This is a genomic window from Rhodococcus sp. BP22 (assembly GCF_014281965.1).
Lineage (GTDB): Bacteria > Actinomycetota > Actinomycetes > Mycobacteriales > Mycobacteriaceae > Rhodococcoides.
The window spans coordinates 230,181-246,154 of sequence record NZ_JACFTB010000004.1; the positions used below are offsets into that span (position 1 = coordinate 230,181).

At 62.3% G+C, this 15,974-nt stretch carries 13 protein-coding genes; 4 read left to right on the forward strand and 9 right to left on the reverse strand.

What is annotated here, in order from left to right:
* Nucleotides 1-12 precede the first annotated feature (12 nt).
* Nucleotides 13-858 (reverse strand): 3-methyl-2-oxobutanoate hydroxymethyltransferase, encoded by an 846-nt coding sequence (panB, locus tag H2510_RS10710; RefSeq protein ID WP_186628307.1) that lies wholly within the window; start codon nucleotides 856-858, stop codon nucleotides 13-15.
* Between the two features lie 218 nt (nucleotides 859-1,076).
* Between panB and H2510_RS10715 the strand changes: the two genes are divergently transcribed.
* The 3 genes from H2510_RS10715 to H2510_RS10725 all read left to right on the forward strand — a co-directional run bounded on the left by H2510_RS10715 (nucleotide 1,077) and on the right by H2510_RS10725 (nucleotide 7,267).
* Nucleotides 1,077-2,660 carry an alpha/beta hydrolase gene (locus H2510_RS10715; protein WP_261392855.1) on the forward strand — a complete coding sequence of 528 codons (1,584 nt, stop codon included), beginning with the start codon at nucleotides 1,077-1,079 and terminating at the stop codon, nucleotides 2,658-2,660.
* 102 nt (nucleotides 2,661-2,762) lie between these two features.
* A complete protein-coding gene (glnA, locus tag H2510_RS10720) occupies nucleotides 2,763-4,103 on the forward strand; it encodes a type I glutamate--ammonia ligase (protein ID WP_186628308.1) in 1,341 nt (446 codons plus the stop codon).
* 119 nt (nucleotides 4,104-4,222) lie between these two features.
* Entirely contained in the window at nucleotides 4,223-7,267 is a 3,045-nt protein-coding gene (locus H2510_RS10725) for a bifunctional [glutamine synthetase] adenylyltransferase/[glutamine synthetase]-adenylyl-L-tyrosine phosphorylase (protein WP_186628309.1), read from the forward strand.
* A 15-nt stretch (nucleotides 7,268-7,282) separates the two neighbouring features.
* Here the strand turns inward: H2510_RS10725 and H2510_RS10730 are convergent, their stop codons facing one another.
* The 5 genes from H2510_RS10730 to glnA (H2510_RS10750) form a co-directional block, all read right to left on the reverse strand.
* A complete protein-coding gene (locus H2510_RS10730; RefSeq protein WP_186628310.1) occupies nucleotides 7,283-8,257 on the reverse strand; it encodes a glycine betaine ABC transporter substrate-binding protein in 975 nt (324 codons plus the stop codon).
* Nucleotides 8,254-9,030, reverse strand: coding sequence for an ABC transporter permease (locus H2510_RS10735; protein WP_261392886.1), 777 nt, complete (start codon nucleotides 9,028-9,030; stop codon nucleotides 8,254-8,256). Before H2510_RS10735 ends, H2510_RS10730 begins: the two co-directional genes overlap by 4 nt.
* Before the next feature lie 32 nt (nucleotides 9,031-9,062).
* Nucleotides 9,063-10,274 (reverse strand): ATP-binding cassette domain-containing protein, encoded by a 1,212-nt coding sequence (locus tag H2510_RS10740; RefSeq protein ID WP_186628312.1) that lies wholly within the window; start codon nucleotides 10,272-10,274, stop codon nucleotides 9,063-9,065.
* Entirely contained in the window at nucleotides 10,271-10,918 is a 648-nt protein-coding gene (locus H2510_RS10745; protein ID WP_084346664.1) for an ABC transporter permease, read from the reverse strand. The genes H2510_RS10740 and H2510_RS10745 overlap by 4 nt, the downstream gene beginning before the upstream one ends.
* Before the next feature lie 213 nt (nucleotides 10,919-11,131).
* On the reverse strand, nucleotides 11,132-12,568 hold the full coding sequence (gene glnA / locus H2510_RS10750; protein WP_186628313.1) for a type I glutamate--ammonia ligase: 1,437 nt from the start codon (nucleotides 12,566-12,568) through the stop codon (nucleotides 11,132-11,134).
* A gap of 224 nt (nucleotides 12,569-12,792) precedes the next feature.
* Here glnA (H2510_RS10750) and H2510_RS10755 point away from each other — a divergent pair, with 224 nt between their 5' ends.
* Complete coding sequence (locus H2510_RS10755; protein WP_186628314.1) at nucleotides 12,793-13,263, forward strand: RDD family protein; 471 nt, start codon at nucleotides 12,793-12,795, stop codon at nucleotides 13,261-13,263.
* A gap of 3 nt (nucleotides 13,264-13,266) precedes the next feature.
* Here H2510_RS10755 and H2510_RS10760 read toward each other — a convergent pair whose 3' ends face one another.
* From H2510_RS10760 to lipB, 3 genes are all read right to left on the reverse strand, one after another.
* Complete coding sequence (locus H2510_RS10760; RefSeq protein ID WP_186628315.1) at nucleotides 13,267-14,022, reverse strand: DUF4191 domain-containing protein; 756 nt, start codon at nucleotides 14,020-14,022, stop codon at nucleotides 13,267-13,269.
* 57 nt (nucleotides 14,023-14,079) lie between these two features.
* Nucleotides 14,080-15,066 carry a lipoyl synthase gene (gene lipA / locus H2510_RS10765; RefSeq protein ID WP_186628491.1) on the reverse strand — a complete coding sequence of 329 codons (987 nt, stop codon included), beginning with the start codon at nucleotides 15,064-15,066 and terminating at the stop codon, nucleotides 14,080-14,082.
* 115 nt (nucleotides 15,067-15,181) lie between these two features.
* A complete protein-coding gene (gene lipB, locus H2510_RS10770) occupies nucleotides 15,182-15,964 on the reverse strand; it encodes a lipoyl(octanoyl) transferase LipB (RefSeq protein ID WP_186628316.1) in 783 nt (260 codons plus the stop codon).
* Nucleotides 15,965-15,974: the final 10 nt, after the last annotated feature.

Genomic DNA, 15,974 nt, shown 5'->3' on the forward strand with positions numbered 1-15,974 from the left:
ACCCGAGGTGGCTCAGTAGCTGTGTTCGGGTCCCGGGAAGACACCGGAGCGCACCTCGGACAGGTACGACGAGGCTGCAGATCGCAGTTCGTCTCCGACATGGCCGAACTTCTTGACGAACTTCGCCGTCTTTCCATTGGTGTAACCGGCCATGTCCTGCCACACGAGAACTTGTGCGTCACACTCGTTGCCCGCGCCGATTCCGACGGTGGGGATGGTCAACTTGCGGGACACCTGACCGGCGATGTCGGCCGGAACCATCTCCATGACGACAGAGAAGGCACCCGCCTCTTGGACGGCGATGGCGTCGGCGACCAGTGCGTCTGCGGCATCGCCTCGTCCTTGGACGCGGAATCCGCCGAGGCCGTTCACGCTTTGCGGGGTGAATCCGATGTGTGCCATGACTGGTATACCCGCGGCAGTGATGGCAGCGATCTGATCTGTGACGCGCTCTCCGCCTTCGAGTTTGACGGCGTTGGCGAGTCCTTCCTTCATGAATCTGGTGGCCGTGGCCAGCGCCTGTTGCGGGGAGGACTCGTAGCTGCCGAAGGGGAGGTCCGCGACGACGAGTGCGTTGGGGGCTCCACGCACGACCCCGCGAACGAGGGGGAGGAGTTCGTCGATGGTGATGGGAACGGTGGTGTCGTAGCCGTAGACGACGTTGGCTGCGGAGTCACCGACGAGCAGAACCGGAATGCCGGCCTCCTCGAAGATACGAGCGCTGGAGTAGTCGTAAGCGGTGAGCATTGCCCAGCGCTCACCCTCGGCCTTCATCTGCAGAAGGTGGTGGGTGCGGGTCTTGCGAGTGAGGCCGGATACGGATGCGTCGGATCCACCGTAAATCGTGTTGTCGGACATCTTTGTCCCTTTCGGTTCCTCGAGGCCCGATTTCGGGTCCCCGGGATGGGGTTGATGACGCCCTCAGTCTGCCACCTGCGTCTACCCGACCGAAGGGAGTCGGCAGTGCAATCCGTCACACCGTGAGGCTCAGGCCACGAGTCGTGCACGGCAGACGCTTGGTTCGCCGCTGTCCTGCGTGAGCAGCGCACACGTGAAGTTCTGGCACCATCGTGGGAATGAGAACGAGTCGCACTCCGCTGGTCCGGATGGTAGCCCTGGGCGCGGCGGGATTGATGGCCGCGGCGGGATGTGCGCAGAGCTCGACGACCGAGGGCACCCCGGAAGCAGAGGGGCTTTCATCCTCCGTCGAATCTTTCGAGCCCGGGGCTGGAATCGTCCCCGACGGCCTCGCCGAGTTCTACACCCAGTCGCCCGAGTGGGGGCCCTGCGATTCCTACGACACCGACGGAACGAATTTTCGTAGCGATATGGAGTGCTCGAAGGTCACGGTTCCGCTGGACTACGAGGAGCCGACTGGAGAGAAGGCCGAGATCGCCATTTCGCGGACGCAGGCGAGCGGGGACAAGATCGGCTCGATCTTGTTCAACCCAGGTGGTCCGGGGGCGTCAGGGCTGTACACGGCCACGCAGGCGGACGGTTCCGAGTTGTCCGAACGCTTCGATCGAATCGGTTTCGACCCGCGCGGAATCGGTGCATCGACTCCGGCGGTGCGCTGCCTGACCACGCAAGAGATCGAAGAGGAGCGACGCGAGCCGGATGTCGACGTGTCGCCGGAGGGTATTGCGAAATCGGAAGCGGAACATCAGGACTACGCCGCCAAGTGTGCAGCGCGGAGCGGTAAGGATCTTCTCGAGCACGTGGGGACACGCGAGGTGGTCCAGGACATGGACGTGATCAGGTCCGTGCTTGGGGACGCGAAGCTGACCTACGTCGGCTACTCGTACGGCACCCGGATCGGCACCGCGTATGCCGAGGCGTTTCCCGGCAACGTGCGGGCGATGGTGCTCGACGGTGCGCTCGATCCAGAGCAGAGCCCCGTCGATGAGGCAGTCGCGCAGGGAGCAGCCTTCCAGGGCGCATTCGACGGCTTCGCTGCTGATTGCGCGCGAACACCGACCTGTCCGCTCGGCACCGACGTCGCCGACGCGAACCGACAGTTCCGTGCCCTTGTCGACCCACTCATCGAGCGTCCCGCCGAGACCACGGACCCGCGTGGACTGAGCTACGACGACGCTCTGACGGGGACTCAACAGGCGCTCTACTCCGAAAGCCTGTGGCGCCTACTTCGAGCAGGACTGAGCGAACTTCGGGACGGTCGCGGTGACACGCTCCTCCGATTGGCCGACTCCTACAGCGGACGGCTCGAGGACGGGTCGTACGCGAATCTCGACGACGCGTTCAATGCAATCCGGTGCGTCGATGATCCACCGGTCATCGACCGAGCCGAGGCCGACGAGGCCGACACGCGGTATCGAGAGGCCGCCCCGTTCCTCGACGACGGCCGTGGCACCGGCAACGCGCCTCTCGACCTGTGCGCGTTCTGGCCGGTACCGAACACCGGGAGTCCGCACACGATCTCGGCGGCGGGGCTACCGAAGCTCGTGGTCGTGTCCACGACTTTCGACCCGGCCACGCCGTACCAGGCAGGGGTCGATCTTGCCCGCCAGCTCGGCGCGGACCTGGTCACGTACGAGGGGACCCAACATACGGTCGCCTTCTCCGGTGAGGAATGCGTCGATGATCCGTTGATCGACTATCTCGTCGATCTGGTTCCGACAGGTAACGATCTGGTGTGCTGACGCGTGCTTCACGTCGCAGGTGTGGCCGCTGAGAAATGTCCGACGTGAGACCGAGATCACGATGTAACACAGATTTAACGCGGTTTGCTTAGTCTCGCGGACATGGATCGCCAAAAGGAATTCGTGCTTCGGACCCTGGAGGAGCGCGACATCCGCTTCGTCCGCCTATGGTTCACCGATGTTCTTGGCTATCTGAAATCGGTCGCCATCGCCCCGGCGGAACTCGAAGGTGCCTTCGACGAAGGCATCGGCTTCGACGGAAGCGCTATCGAGGGATTCGCCCGCGTCTCCGAAGCAGATACTGTCGCCAAGCCCGATCCGTCGACTTTCCAGATTCTGCCCTGGTCGAGCAGCAAGGGACATCAGCATTCGGCGCGGATGTTCTGCGACATCGCGATGCCCGACGGCTCGCCGTCCTGGGCTGATTCGCGCCACGTGCTGCGTCGCCAATTGAGCAAGGCCGCAGATCTCGGGTTCAGCTGCTACGTGCATCCGGAGATCGAGTTCTTCCTGCTCAAGGACTCTCCAGAGGACGGGTCGCCGCCCACGCCCGCCGACAACGGTGGATATTTCGATCAGGCCGTGCACGACTCGGCGCCGAACTTTCGCCGTCACGCCATCGATGCGCTCGAGTCGATGGGCATCTCCGTCGAGTTCAGCCATCACGAAGCCGCGCCCGGTCAGCAGGAAATCGACCTCCGCTACGCCGACGCACTGTCGATGGCCGACAACATCATGACCTTCCGATACCTGGTCAAGGAAGTTGCGATCGCCGAGGGCGTCCGCGCAACGTTCATGCCCAAGCCGTTCAGTGATCAGGCCGGCTCGGCGATGCACACGCACATGAGCCTGTTCGAGGGCGACACCAACGCGTTTCACAATCCGGACGACCCGATGCAGCTCTCGGAGACCGGCAAGTCGTTCATCGCCGGAATCCTCGAACATGCCAACGAGATCAGCGCCGTCACGAACCAGTGGGTCAACTCCTACAAGCGGTTGATCCGCGGTGGTGAAGCACCGACGGCAGCGTCCTGGGGACCCTCCAACCGCTCGGCACTCATTCGGGTGCCGATGTACACGCCGAACAAGGCATCCTCGCGTCGCGTCGAGATTCGTAGCCCCGACTCCGCCTGCAACCCCTACCTTGCGTTCGCAGTCCTGCTCGCTGCAGGCCTGCGCGGCATCGAAAAGGGCTACACGCTGCCACCAGAGGCCGAAGAGGACGTGTGGGCGTTGACGTCCGCCGAGCGTCGCGCCATGGGGTACAAGGAGCTTCCAGGCAACCTCGATCAGGCCCTGAACGCCATGGAAGGCTCCGAGCTCGTCGCCGAAGCCCTCGGCGAGCATGTCTTCGACTTCTTCCTGCGCAACAAGCGTCGGGAGTGGGAGGAATACCGCTCGCATGTCACGCCGTTCGAGCTGAAGGCCTACCTGGGATTGTGATCTGCGCACTGTCATCGGATGCCGGTGGAATGGGTTAGATTTTACTTCGTTCGAGTAAGAGCTAGTTCCCGCCCGCGGTGAGGTGAACCTGTGTCACGCCAGAGTCGAGGTGTTCGCTGATGGTGCGTCCACCCACATCACGTTCGATCGTCCCAGGGCCAGGACGTCTGGGTCTGGTCGAGGCCACTGCGCCCGCTGATCTACAGAAGCTCGGGTGGGTCGACGAGAACAGTCTCGAACTACTGTGGTCGTTGTCGCGTGCGGCCAACGCGGATCTTGCACTGCGAACCCTGACAAGGCTGCAGGATTTGCTCGGCGACGGCTTCTCCGAAGTCGATCAGGCCTTGCGGTCGGACAAGGGCCTTCGCGGTCGATTGTTGGGTCTCTGCGGTGCCTCGAGCGCGCTTGCAGATCACCTTGTTTCCGATCCGGATACCTGGCGTCTGCTCAGCACACCCACAGGCCGCGCCACGGGTCCGTCCGCACGAGTGGAACTACCCAGCAAGCAGCAGCTCACCGACGAACTTCTGGCCGCTGTCGACGCAAAGCCCGAGACCGGTCCGAATGCATCACCGGAGTTGTACAGGGCGGGTCTGACCGGACCCGATGCCGTTGTCGCACTCCGTAAAACCTACCGTGACCAAGTGATGGTTCTCGCGGCAGCGGATCTCGCTGCAACCGTGGAGAACGAACCTGTCGTGCCGTATCAGCTCGTCGGAAATCAGCTCTCCGACATGGCCGACGCTGCCTTGACCGCAGCGCTGGCCGTCGCTGTTGCGACAGTCTGCCCGGACGATCCGATGCCCATCCGACTCGCTGTGATCGCAATGGGCAAATGCGGTGCGCGAGAGCTCAATTACGTTTCCGACGTCGACGTCGTATTCGTGGCGGAACCAGCGGATGCGGTAGCCAGTCGGATCGCGGGCGAAATGATGCGGATCGGCTCCTCGGCGTTCTTCGAAGTCGATGCAGCGCTTCGACCGGAGGGGAAGCGTGGCGAACTGGTTCGCACCCTCGATTCGCATGTCGCCTACTACAAGCGGTGGGCCAAGACATGGGAGTTCCAGGCGCTGCTCAAAGCACGTCCGATGACCGGGGACCTCGAGGTCGGTCACAGCTACGTCGCCGCACTCAACCCGATGGTGTGGTTGGCCTCGCAGCGAGAGGACTTCGTTCCCGAGGTCCGCGCGATGCGCCGTCGCGTCGAGGAGATGGTCCCACCCGAGCTCCGTGAACGTGAGATCAAACTCGGTCGCGGAGGCCTGCGGGATGTCGAGTTCGCAGTACAGCTACTGCAACTGGTCCACGGCCGCACCGACGAAACTCTCCGAGTTCTCGGCACTGTGGACGCCCTGGTCGCGCTCAGCGACGGGGGATACGTCGGGCGCGACGACGCCGCGAATCTGACCGCGTCCTACGAGTTCCTGCGATTACTCGAACACCGTCTGCAGCTTCAGCGGATGAAACGAACCCACACTCTGCCGCCGCCGGACGACGAGGAAGCGCTGCGCTGGCTCGCCCGAGCAGCGCACATGCGTCCCGACGGCAATCGTGACGCGCTCGGAGTGCTGACCGCCGAGATCAAACGTAACGCGCTCCGGATTCGCAGGTTGCACGCGAAACTGTTTTATCGACCCCTGCTCGATTCCGTCGTACGGTTCGATTCCGACACTGTCAGGTTGACTCCGGAAGCCGCCGTCCGCCAACTCTCCGCCCTGGGTTTCGCCGCGCCTCAGAACGCGATCGGGCACCTGCGCGCGCTCGTCGGTTCGGGCTCTCGGCGTGGCCAGATTCAAGCGGTGCTGCTGCCGACACTTCTCGAATGGCTGGCCGATACCCCGGACTCGGACGCCGGTCTACTCAACTACCGCCGACTCTGCGAGGCCACCCAGGACCAAACCTGGTTTCTGCGGATACTGCGCGACGAAGGTGCCGTCGCTCAGCGTTTGATGATCGTGCTCGGATCTTCGGCATACGTGCCGGATCTGCTCATCAAAGCTCCCGAGGTCATCAGACTCTTCGCTGACGGCCCGACCGGCCCAAGGCTTCTCGACGTCGAACCCGAGGAAACGTATCGAGCGATCCTGTCTTCTTCGGGTCGGTACGATGATCCGGTTCGTGCCATCGACGCCGCGCGGGCTCTGCGTAGACACGAGCTTGCGCGGGTGGCGTCGGCCGACATCCTCGGCATGCTCGATGTGCCACAGGTGTGCACCGCTTTGTCCTCGGTATGGGCCGCTGTGATCAACGCTGCACTGGCAGCTGCCATTCGGGCGAGCGAAGCCGAACGCGGGGAGCCGGCTCCTGCCAGCCTGGCTGTGATCGGTATGGGCCGACTCGGCGGCGGAGAACTCGGCTACGGCAGCGATGCAGATGTGTTGTTCGTATGCGAACCCGTCGAGGGCTCCGACGACAGTGTCGCAGTCAAGTGGGCCAACGGTATTGCCGATCGGATTCGCAAGCTACTCGGTGCGCCGAGCACCGACCCACCGTTGGAGGTGGACACCGGTTTGCGGCCGGAAGGCCGAAACGGGCCGGTGGTCAGGACTCTCGCGTCGTACAAGGCGTACTACGCGCAGTGGGCTCAGGCCTGGGAGGTCCAGGCGCTGCTGCGGGCCCACCAGGTTGCCGGCGATCAGGATCTCGGCATCAAGTTTCTGCTCATGGTCGACAAGGTGCGATACCCAGAAGGCGGCGTCTCGCAGGAGGCCGTACGAGAGATCCGCCGTATCAAGGCGCGAATCGACTCCGAGCGTCTGCCGAAGGGCGCCGACCCCGCCACCCACACCAAGCTGGGCAGAGGCGGGCTCGCCGACATCGAGTGGACAGTGCAGCTCATCCAACTCAGGCATGCGCATGACGTGCCGTCGCTGCACAACACCTCGACCCTGCAAACTCTCGACGCAATCGGCGCGGCTGAGTTGATGAGCGAGACCGACGTCGAATTGCTGCGTGAAGCATGGATTCTCGCAACGAAGGCGCGCAACGCACTCGTACTCGTGCGTGGAAAGCCGACGGACCAACTTCCTGCACCGGGGCATGTTCTGTCCGCCGTCGCGAAGGTAGCCGGGTGGAAGAACGCCGATGCAGGGGAGTTCCTCGACAACTACCTCCGTGTGACGCGTCGCGCAAAGGCTGTGGTGGAGCGGACCTTCGGGGCCTGACCACTCCACCGCCGTTCAGCCGGTGGTGACAAAACCCTCCGAGACGAGCCAGTCGCGTGCGACGTCGGCGGGCTCTCTGCCCTCGACGTCCACCTGGCGGTTCAATTCGGTCATGACCTTGTCGTCGAGCTTCGCGGTGATCGGTGCCATGACTTCCTGCACCTCGGGATGAGCGGCTGCGAAGTCTTTCCTCATGATCAGTGACGGGTTGTACTTGGGAAAGAAGGCTCGATCATCTTCGAGCAGAATGAGATCGAGCGCGATGATGCGACCGTCGGTAGTGAACACCTCACCGAACTTGCACTGGGTTCCGTCGGCGGTGGCCTGATAGATGATGCCGGTCTGCAGTATCTGCCGAGGCGCGAGGTTCGGATCGAACTCGTACTTGGCGGCCAGTCCGGGGTAGCCGTCCTGACGAACGTTGAACTCGGTTTCGACGCAGGTCGTCGCCGCGGACGGGTCGGTTCGAACGAGGTTGGCGTAGTCCGGCAGCGTCTTGACTCCCGTTTCCTCCGCAGTCTGCTGGTTCATCGCGAGCGCGTAGGTGTTGTTCATCGGGGCCGGAGGCTCCCACACCATGTCGTTTGCTGCGAGGTCGGCGTCGCGCACTGCTTCGTACTGCTCGGTCGAGTCCGGTAGCGGTGTCTCGTTGCCGAGATAGTTGATCCACCCGGTGCCGGTGTACTCGTATGTGAGATCGATCTGACCGTTCAACTGGGCGTCACGTGTGCTGTTGGAGCCCTGAATGTTGGTCAGATCTCGGACCTCGGCACCGGCGGCGGCCATTGCGAACTCGATTATGTAGCCGAGCGTGATTTGTTCGGTGAAGTCCTTGGAACCGACGGTCATCTTGACGCCCTCGAGTTCGGGGACCGGCTGGATGCTCGCCGGCCCGACCGAAAGCGGAACCGCGCCCCCCGATTCGAGCCCGCAGCCGGCTAGAAGTGCCCCCGCCATGGCGAGAGCGAATACGGTCGTCGTCTTCTTCATCGTAATCCTTTGGGGCCCAGGAACTGCTCGGCCAAGGCGCCGAGCCAATCGACGAACAGTGCCAGGGACACAGCAAGTACGGCACCGGTTACGAGGGTGACGTTGTCGCGCAACTTGTATCCGGTGTCGATGAGAATGCCGAGTCCACCCGCACTTACCAGGAAGCACAGCGTCGCCGTTCCGACCGCGAGGACCAGGGAGGTGCGTAGGCCGGCGAGAATGTACGGCACTGCCATCGGGAACTCGAGCCTTCGGAGCACTGTCAGCGAGGACATCCCTTGACCGCGGCCGGCATCGATGAGTGTCTTGTCGACCTCCTGGTATCCCAGAATCGTATTGCGCAACACCGGAAGCAGCGAGTAGAAGGCGATGGGCAGTACGCCTATCCAGAAACCCGTCTGACGCGTTGCCAGGTAGAAGAGGACCAGCAAACCCACTGCAGGTGCAGCCGCGCCGATGTTGGCGATGCCTACGAAAAATGGTGCGAGACGGGTGTATCCGGGTCGGGTGAGCAGAGTTCCGAGCGGGACGGCGATGATCACGACGATGATCACGACCGCCGCGGTGAGCAAGATGTGCTGCCATGTGAGCGTGGCGAGGTTGCTGGCAGTAATGCTGCCCTGTTGAGTCGCGGTCAGATCACGACTGAAGGCCCAGACAAGTACGCCGACAACCAGAATCAGAACGACGGCGGGTTGCACCAGCAGGCGTAGGCGATCAGCGCGTTTGACAGCATCTCGCTCCGAGGCACCTTCGTCAGGTGCCGCGTCCATCTCGGCCGCTAGGAGACTGTCCACGGATGCGGTCATGCGGGCAACTCCCCACTGACTCCATCGGCATCGGCGTCATCGTCGTCGTGATCGTGCTCGTGGGCTTCGCGCATCTGCTGCAGATGGCCGACGAGAACATCGATCGAGATCAACCCGACGTACTCACCGCGAAGGCCGGTGACGACCGTCGACGCGGTGCTCTCGGCGAGAAGCGCTTCCAACCCATCTTGAAGCGTTGACTGAATGGATACGAGCTCGCCGATCGGTAGACCGACTCCTCGCAGCGAGGATGCGTGTGCCAAATGAGCGGGACCGACCCAACGCAGCGGCCTGTTTCGATCGTCCAGAATCAATCCCCACGGCCACTTGCGGGTCGCGATCTTCGCGCGGATCGCGTCCACAGGATCGCTTTCCTTGGCGGTCGGACACTGAATCAGGCGAACATCACGAATTCGGGTGAGCGTGAGCTGTTTCAGCGACGCATCCGCGCCCACGAATCCAGCCACCATGTCGCTGGCAGGGTTCGCCAGGATCGCCTCCGGGGTGTCGTATTGCTCGATCGTCGAGCGGTCACCCAGGACGGCAATGCGGTCACCGAGCTTGACGGCCTCGTTGAAGTCGTGCGTGACGAAGACGATCGTCTTGCCGAGTTCGGATTGCAGCCGCATCAATTCGTCCTGCAATAGGCCTCGGGTGATCGGGTCCACCGCGCCGAAGGGCTCGTCCATCAACAGCACTGGCGGATCCGCAGCGAGCGCTCGGGCAACACCGACGCGTTGTTGCTGACCGCCGGACAGCTGACGCGGATAGCGGTCTCGATAGGTATCCGGATCCAGCCCCACGAGGTCGAGCATCTCGTCCGTCCGAGCCGCGATCCGCTTCTTGTCCCACCCGATCAGCCCAGGCACTGTCCCGACGTTCTTTGCGATCGTCAGGTGCGGAAACAGCCCTGCCTGCTGAATCGAGTATCCGATTCCCCGTCGCAACTCGTCCGGGTCGATCGACAAAGCGTCTTTGCCGTCGATGGTGATTTTTCCCGACGAAGGCTCGATGAGTCGGTTGATCATGCGCATCGTGGTGGTCTTGCCGCAGCCGGAAGGCCCCACGAAGACAACGATCTCACCTGCAGGAACGGTCAACGAGACGTTCTCCACCGCTGCAGCCTTCTGGCCGGGATAGCGCTTGCTGACGGACTCGAGCACGATATCGACGCCCGAGACGTTCTGATTTTTCGCTGTTGGGGTCACGCGATGCCCTTCGAGGTTGTAAGACGGCCGACGAGAACGAGGATGCCGTCGACAATCAAGGCGAGAATGACGATCAGAACGGTGCCGACCAGTGCTTGAGGAACAGCCGTGGGGCTACCGACGCGGGACAGGCCCGAAAAGATGAGGTTCCCGAGTCCGGGGCCCTTCGCGTATGCCGCAATGGCGAGGATGCCGAAGATCATCTGCGTACTGACCCGCATGCCTGCCAAGATCGACGGCCACGCCAACGGCATTTCTATCCGAGCGAGAATACGGGCACGGTTCAAACCGACTCCGCGAGCAGCATCGGTGACGGCGGGATCGACCGCGGCGAGTCCGATGATCGTGTTTCTGACGATGGGCAAGAGTGCATACAGGACCAGTGCCGTGATGGTCGGAGCCACACCCAACCCGAGGATCGGAATCAGCAACCCGAGCAGGGCGAAGGAGGGGATGGTAAGAATCGTGCTTGCCAGGGCCGTCGCGATCGCGGATCCCGCGGGGGAGCGGTAGACAGCAATTCCCACGATGACCGCGATGATCGTGGCGATGATGATCGATTGGATGACGGCAGAGACGTGGAGATACGAATCTGTCAGCAACTGTTGTCGTCGTCCGGAGACGAAATTCCAGAGTGCGTCCATTGAAGGTAAACCCACCAACTTCCCGTATACACGGTTTCTTTGGAGAATCCGTGCCAGTCTTTCTGTTCGAGAATGGCTGATGTCACCCAGATTCAAACCCGTTTTACGCAAGTCGTTACCGTGCGTACACACAACCATGCCCACGAACAGAGCCACCCGCCCTGCTTTATTGCAAGGGCGGGTGGCTCTGGTGAAGCGAACGCTACCGGTGGATCACACGTCGTAGTACAGGTTGAACTCGTACGGGTGCGGCCGCAGGTTGATCGGAGCAATCTCCTGCTCGCGCTTGAGCGAGATCCAGGTCTCGATCAGGTCCGTGGTGAAGACGCCACCCTCGGTCAGGTACTCGTGATCGGCCTCGAGGCGGTTGATGACAGTCTCCAGCGACGTCGGTGCCTGAGGAATGTTCTTGGCTTCCTCGGGCGGCAACTCGTAGAGATCCTTGTCGACCGGAGCCAGCGGCTCGATCTTGTTCTTGATCCCGTCCAGGCCGGCCATCATCTGGGCGGCGAAGTTGAGGTACGGGTTGCCCGAGGAGTCCGGTGCGCGGAATTCTGCGCGCTTGGCCTTCGGGTTGTTTCCGGTGATTGGGATTCGGACTGCGGCAGAACGGTTCCGCTGGCTGTACACGAGGTTGATGGGGGCTTCGTAGCCCGGCACCAGACGGTGGTACGAGTTGACGGTCGGGTTGGTGAACGCCAGCAGCGACGGTGCGTGATGGAGAATGCCGCCGATATAGTGGCGAGCCAGATCCGACAGTCCGGCATATCCGGCCTCGTCGTGGAAGAGCGGCTTACCGTCCTTCCACAGCGACTGGTGCACGTGCATGCCCGAGCCGTTGTCGCCGAACAGGGGCTTCGGCATGAAGGTCGCCGATTTGCCGTTCTTCCAAGCGGTGTTCTTCACGATGTACTTGAACAGCTGCAGGTCGTCCGCGGCAGCGAGCAGCGTGTTGAACTTGTAGTTGATCTCCTGCTGACCGCCGGTGCCGACCTCGGAATGCCCGCGCTCGAGCTCGAAGCCCGCATTGGTGAGGTTCGTGGAGATTTCGTCGCGCAGATCCACGAAGTGGTCGTACGGAGCCACTGGGAAGTATCCGCCCTTGGCGCGGACCTTGTAACCAAGGTTGGGGCTGCCGTCGGCGTTCGTCTTCTTACCGGTGTTCCATGAACCCGCAATGGAGTCGAGTTCGTAGTAGGCGCCATTGATGCTCGAGTCGTAATTGACCGAGTCGAAGATGTAGAACTCGGCTTCGGCGCCGAAGAACGCGGTATCCGCGATGCCGGTGGAGAGCAAGTACTCCTCGGCCTTACGCGCGACGTTGCGCGGGTCGCGGCTGTAGGACTCGCGGGTGAACGGATCGTGAACGAAGAAGTTCATATTCAACGTCTTCGCGGCCCGGAAGGGGTCGACCTGCGCCGTCGACACGTCTGGCAGGAGCATCATGTCGGATTCGTGAATCGACTGGAAGCCACGTACGGACGAACCGTCGAACGCGAGGCCGTCTTCGAAGACATCCTGCGTGAATGCAGAAGCCGGGATCGAGAAGTGCTGCTGAATACCTGGCAGATCCGTGAAACGGATGTCGACGTATTCAATACTTTCGTCGGCGATGAATTTGATGACCTCTTCGGCCGTGCTGAACGCCACGCTGTTGCTCCTTTGTTGAGTCCGTCGACCAAACGTTATGGACCTGGTGTTGCCCGCCGATAAAGCTTGTGTTTCGCCCGTGTTACACGTTGGTTTGATCATTGCGTGCACTCGAGTGAGCCACGACACTCTCCAGGCGGGCAGAAGAAAAAGAATCGTACTCACCGCACACACTACGGTGACGGCCGATCCGCGTATTCACCTCGACGCCTATCCTGGTGTCCATGGCGCGAATGACAGGTTCTTGGTTGTCCGGACCCTCGGCTGCTCGATCCGAGGACGGAACCGAGCAAAAGTTTCCAGGAGAGCGACTCGGACTCCCAGCGGACGGCCCGGGCGCGATAGCAGGGCTCGGCCGTCGGTCCGGCGCATTGTTGCTCGACTGGTTGATGTCGATGGGAGTCTCGGCACTGATTGTCGGCGCGACCGGGGTTGCGGTTCAGGTCTCCAGCTTGACCTTGCTGGTCTGGTTCGTTCTCGGGGTCGGCTCGGTGAGTATCTTTTCGTTCACGCCAGGCCAACTGGTAGCCGGAATTCAGGTGGCGCGTGTGGATGCGCAGGCCCGCGTCGGATTTGTGCGAGCACTGGTGCGAACGTTTTTCATCATCTTTGTCGTCCCGGCCGTGATCTCGGACCACGACGGTCGCGGTATGCACGACCGGGCGACGGGCACCGCGATGGTGCGGGTTCGCTAGCGATCAGCGACGTTTGATTGCCCGCTGAACGCCCTTCATCTTGGCGCCGCCGGGGAGCGGTCCCTTCGGCATAGCGGGACCGCTCTTGGTGCCGAGTGCCGAGAGTCTGGACTCGATGGTGTCCATGCGCTTGCTGTCGATGTTCTTGGGCAGCTTCGTCAGATACTTCTGGAGACCGGACAGCGGAACCTGGTTCTCCCCGTTGCCGACGACGATGTCGTAGATCGGGGTATCGCCGACGATCCGCGCAGTCTTCTTCTTCTCTTGGGCGAGAAGTGATTTCACACGCTGCGGCGCGCCTTCCGCGACGAGAATGATCCCGGGTTTGCCGATGACGCGGTGCACTGCGTCGAGCTGAGTCGTTCCGGCAATCGCGTTGGTCACGCGCCAGGATCCCTGCAGGTTGTCCAGAGCCCACGCAGCTGCGCCCGCCTGCCCATCCGCCTTGGTGTACACCGACTTCTGGACCCGACGGCCGAAGATGATGAAGGCCACGAGCACTCCGACGAGAAGTCCGATGGGCAGTAGGAACCACTGCAGACCGAAGATCAAGCCGATGAGAAACAGCACCAGACCGATACCGACGATGGCGCCGATCATCAGCGGCAGAAGAAGCTTGTCTTCCTTGCGCTGCATGTTGAACGCCTGCCACAACTGGCCGCGACGCTCTTTCGATGCCTGCTTACGGGCAGCTTTCGCTGCCGCTTTTGCTTCTTTGCTGGGCTTACCTGCTTTGCCCGCTTTACTGCCGTTCGCCATGCTTCACAGGATACGTGTCGGCAGTGAAGTCACGTGCATCGCTAGCCGGTTCGATGCCTAGCGAGCAGCGAGACGTGCAATCAACGAACTTGCCTCCTGAGAAGCTTCGCCGCCGTTCACCAAGTGACTCATGCTCTCGGGGAGTTCGCGACCGTGATGCTGCATCGCTTGTGCGTACAGCCGCCCTGCCCGGTACGAAGAGCGGACCAACGGCCCCGCCAGAACCCCGGCGAAGCCGACCTCGGTGGCGTAGTCGGAATGCTCGACGAACTCTTCGGGCTTGACCCACCGCTCCACGGGGTGGTGGCGCGGCGACGGGCGCAGGTACTGGGTAATGGTGAGAATGTCGCAGCCTGCCTCGTGCAGGTCGCGAATTGCCTCCTGTACCTCTTCCGGCGTCTCGCCCATACCGAGGATCAAGTTGGACTTGGTTACCAGGCCGTCGTCTCGAGCTGCAGTGATGACGTCCATGGATCGCTGGTAGCGGAAAGCCGGGCGGATTCGCTTGAAGATACGTGGAACCGTTTCGACATTGTGCGCGAGAACTTCCGGTCGCGAAGAGAAGACCTCGGCCAACTGATCGGGCTTGGCATTGAAGTCGGGAATCAACAATTCGACGCCGGTGTTGGGGTTCAACTTCTTGATGTAGCGGACCGTTTCGGCGTACAGCCAAGCGCCGCCGTCTTCGAGGTCGTCGCGCGCAACTCCGGTGATCGTCGAGTAGCGCAGGCCCATGGCCTGAACGCTTTCGGCGACTCGACGGGGCTCGTCGCGGTCGAGGTCCTCGGGCTTGCCGGTATCGATCTGGCAGAAATCGCAACGGCGAGTGCACTGTTCACCGCCGATGAGGAACGTCGCCTCACGGTCTTCCCAGCACTCGTAGATGTTGGGGCAGCCGGCCTCTTCGCAGACGGTGTGCAGACCCTCGCGCTTGACCAAACTCTTGAGTTCGGTGTATTCCGGACCCATCTTGGCCTTGGTCTTGATCCAGTTGGGCTTACGTTCGATCGGTGTCTCCGCGTTTCGGATTTCGAGGCGAAGCAATTTGCGTCCGGGTGGGGCGAGTGGAGTGCTGGAGGTGAGCGAAGTGTCGGGGGATGACCCGAGGGACCGCGCAGCGTTCGAGGGGGTTTCTGGAGCCACAGTCACACGTCCGATGCTACGCGCCGAACTTCGTGGTGGTGAAGTGCGGGTTACTGGTGACTGACTCCAGCAAGGGGCGCACGACGTCGTGCTCGGTCACCGGCAATCCGCCGTCCAGAGCAGCCAGGACGGCCTCGGTGACGGCGGGTTCGACCTCCTCGACAGTGACGTCTCGTCCGAGTTCTGCGGACAATGAGGTCACACCCGCGTCGGCGATTCCACAGGGCACGATCGCGTCGAAGCCGGCCATGGACGCATTGCAGTTGAGTGAGAAACCATGCAGAGTCACACCTCGCTGAACCCGTACTCCTATGGCTGCGATCTTCCGCTCCGGCAACCACGGCCCGTCATTCGAATCGTCCGCGACACTGTGTCCTGCGGCCAACCACACACCGGAGCGGCCGTCGATGCGGCCACAAGTGATACCCATCTCGGTGCATACGAAAATCAACGCTTCTTCGATCCGGCGCACATACTTCACGACGTCGATGGGCTGTGCGAGGCGAATGATCGGGTATCCGACGAGCTGTCCCGGACCGTGCCAGGTGATCTTGCCGCCGCGATCGACCTCGATGACAGGCGCGCCGTCGCGCGGACGGTCCTCGGGCGCCGTACGCCTGCCGGCAGTGAATACCGGCGGATGCTCGAGCACAAGTAGCGTGTCGAGCCCCCGCCCCTCGGCACGCATGTCGGCGAGTTCGCGCTGACGTGCCCAAGCCTCGAGGTAGTCGATGCGACCGAGTCTTCGGATGTCGACCGGATCCGAACTCTCCCGTGCGGAGATTCCCGCGTTTGTCATGCCAGGCACG

Excerpts from the sequence above, each read along its gene's own strand:
- H2510_RS10755 (WP_186628314.1), top strand. The coding sequence starts at position 12,793 with ATGGCGCGAATGACAGGTTCTTGGTTGTCCGGACCCTCGGCTGCTCGA.
- glnA (WP_186628308.1), top strand. The coding sequence starts at position 2,763 with ATGGATCGCCAAAAGGAATTCGTGCTTCGGACCCTGGAGGAGCGCGAC.
- panB (WP_186628307.1), bottom strand. The coding sequence starts at position 858 with ATGTCCGACAACACGATTTACGGTGGATCCGACGCATCCGTATCCGGC.
- H2510_RS10730 (WP_186628310.1), bottom strand. The coding sequence starts at position 8,257 with ATGAAGAAGACGACGACCGTATTCGCTCTCGCCATGGCGGGGGCACTT.
- lipB (WP_186628316.1), bottom strand. The coding sequence starts at position 15,964 with ATGACAAACGCGGGAATCTCCGCACGGGAGAGTTCGGATCCGGTCGAC.
- H2510_RS10735 (WP_261392886.1), bottom strand. The coding sequence starts at position 9,030 with ATGGACGCGGCACCTGACGAAGGTGCCTCGGAGCGAGATGCTGTCAAA.
- H2510_RS10760 (WP_186628315.1), bottom strand. The coding sequence starts at position 14,022 with ATGGCGAACGGCAGTAAAGCGGGCAAAGCAGGTAAGCCCAGCAAAGAA.
- H2510_RS10725 (WP_186628309.1), top strand. The coding sequence starts at position 4,223 with ATGGTGCGTCCACCCACATCACGTTCGATCGTCCCAGGGCCAGGACGT.
- H2510_RS10745 (WP_084346664.1), bottom strand. The coding sequence starts at position 10,918 with ATGGACGCACTCTGGAATTTCGTCTCCGGACGACGACAACAGTTGCTG.
- H2510_RS10715 (WP_261392855.1), top strand. The coding sequence starts at position 1,077 with ATGAGAACGAGTCGCACTCCGCTGGTCCGGATGGTAGCCCTGGGCGCG.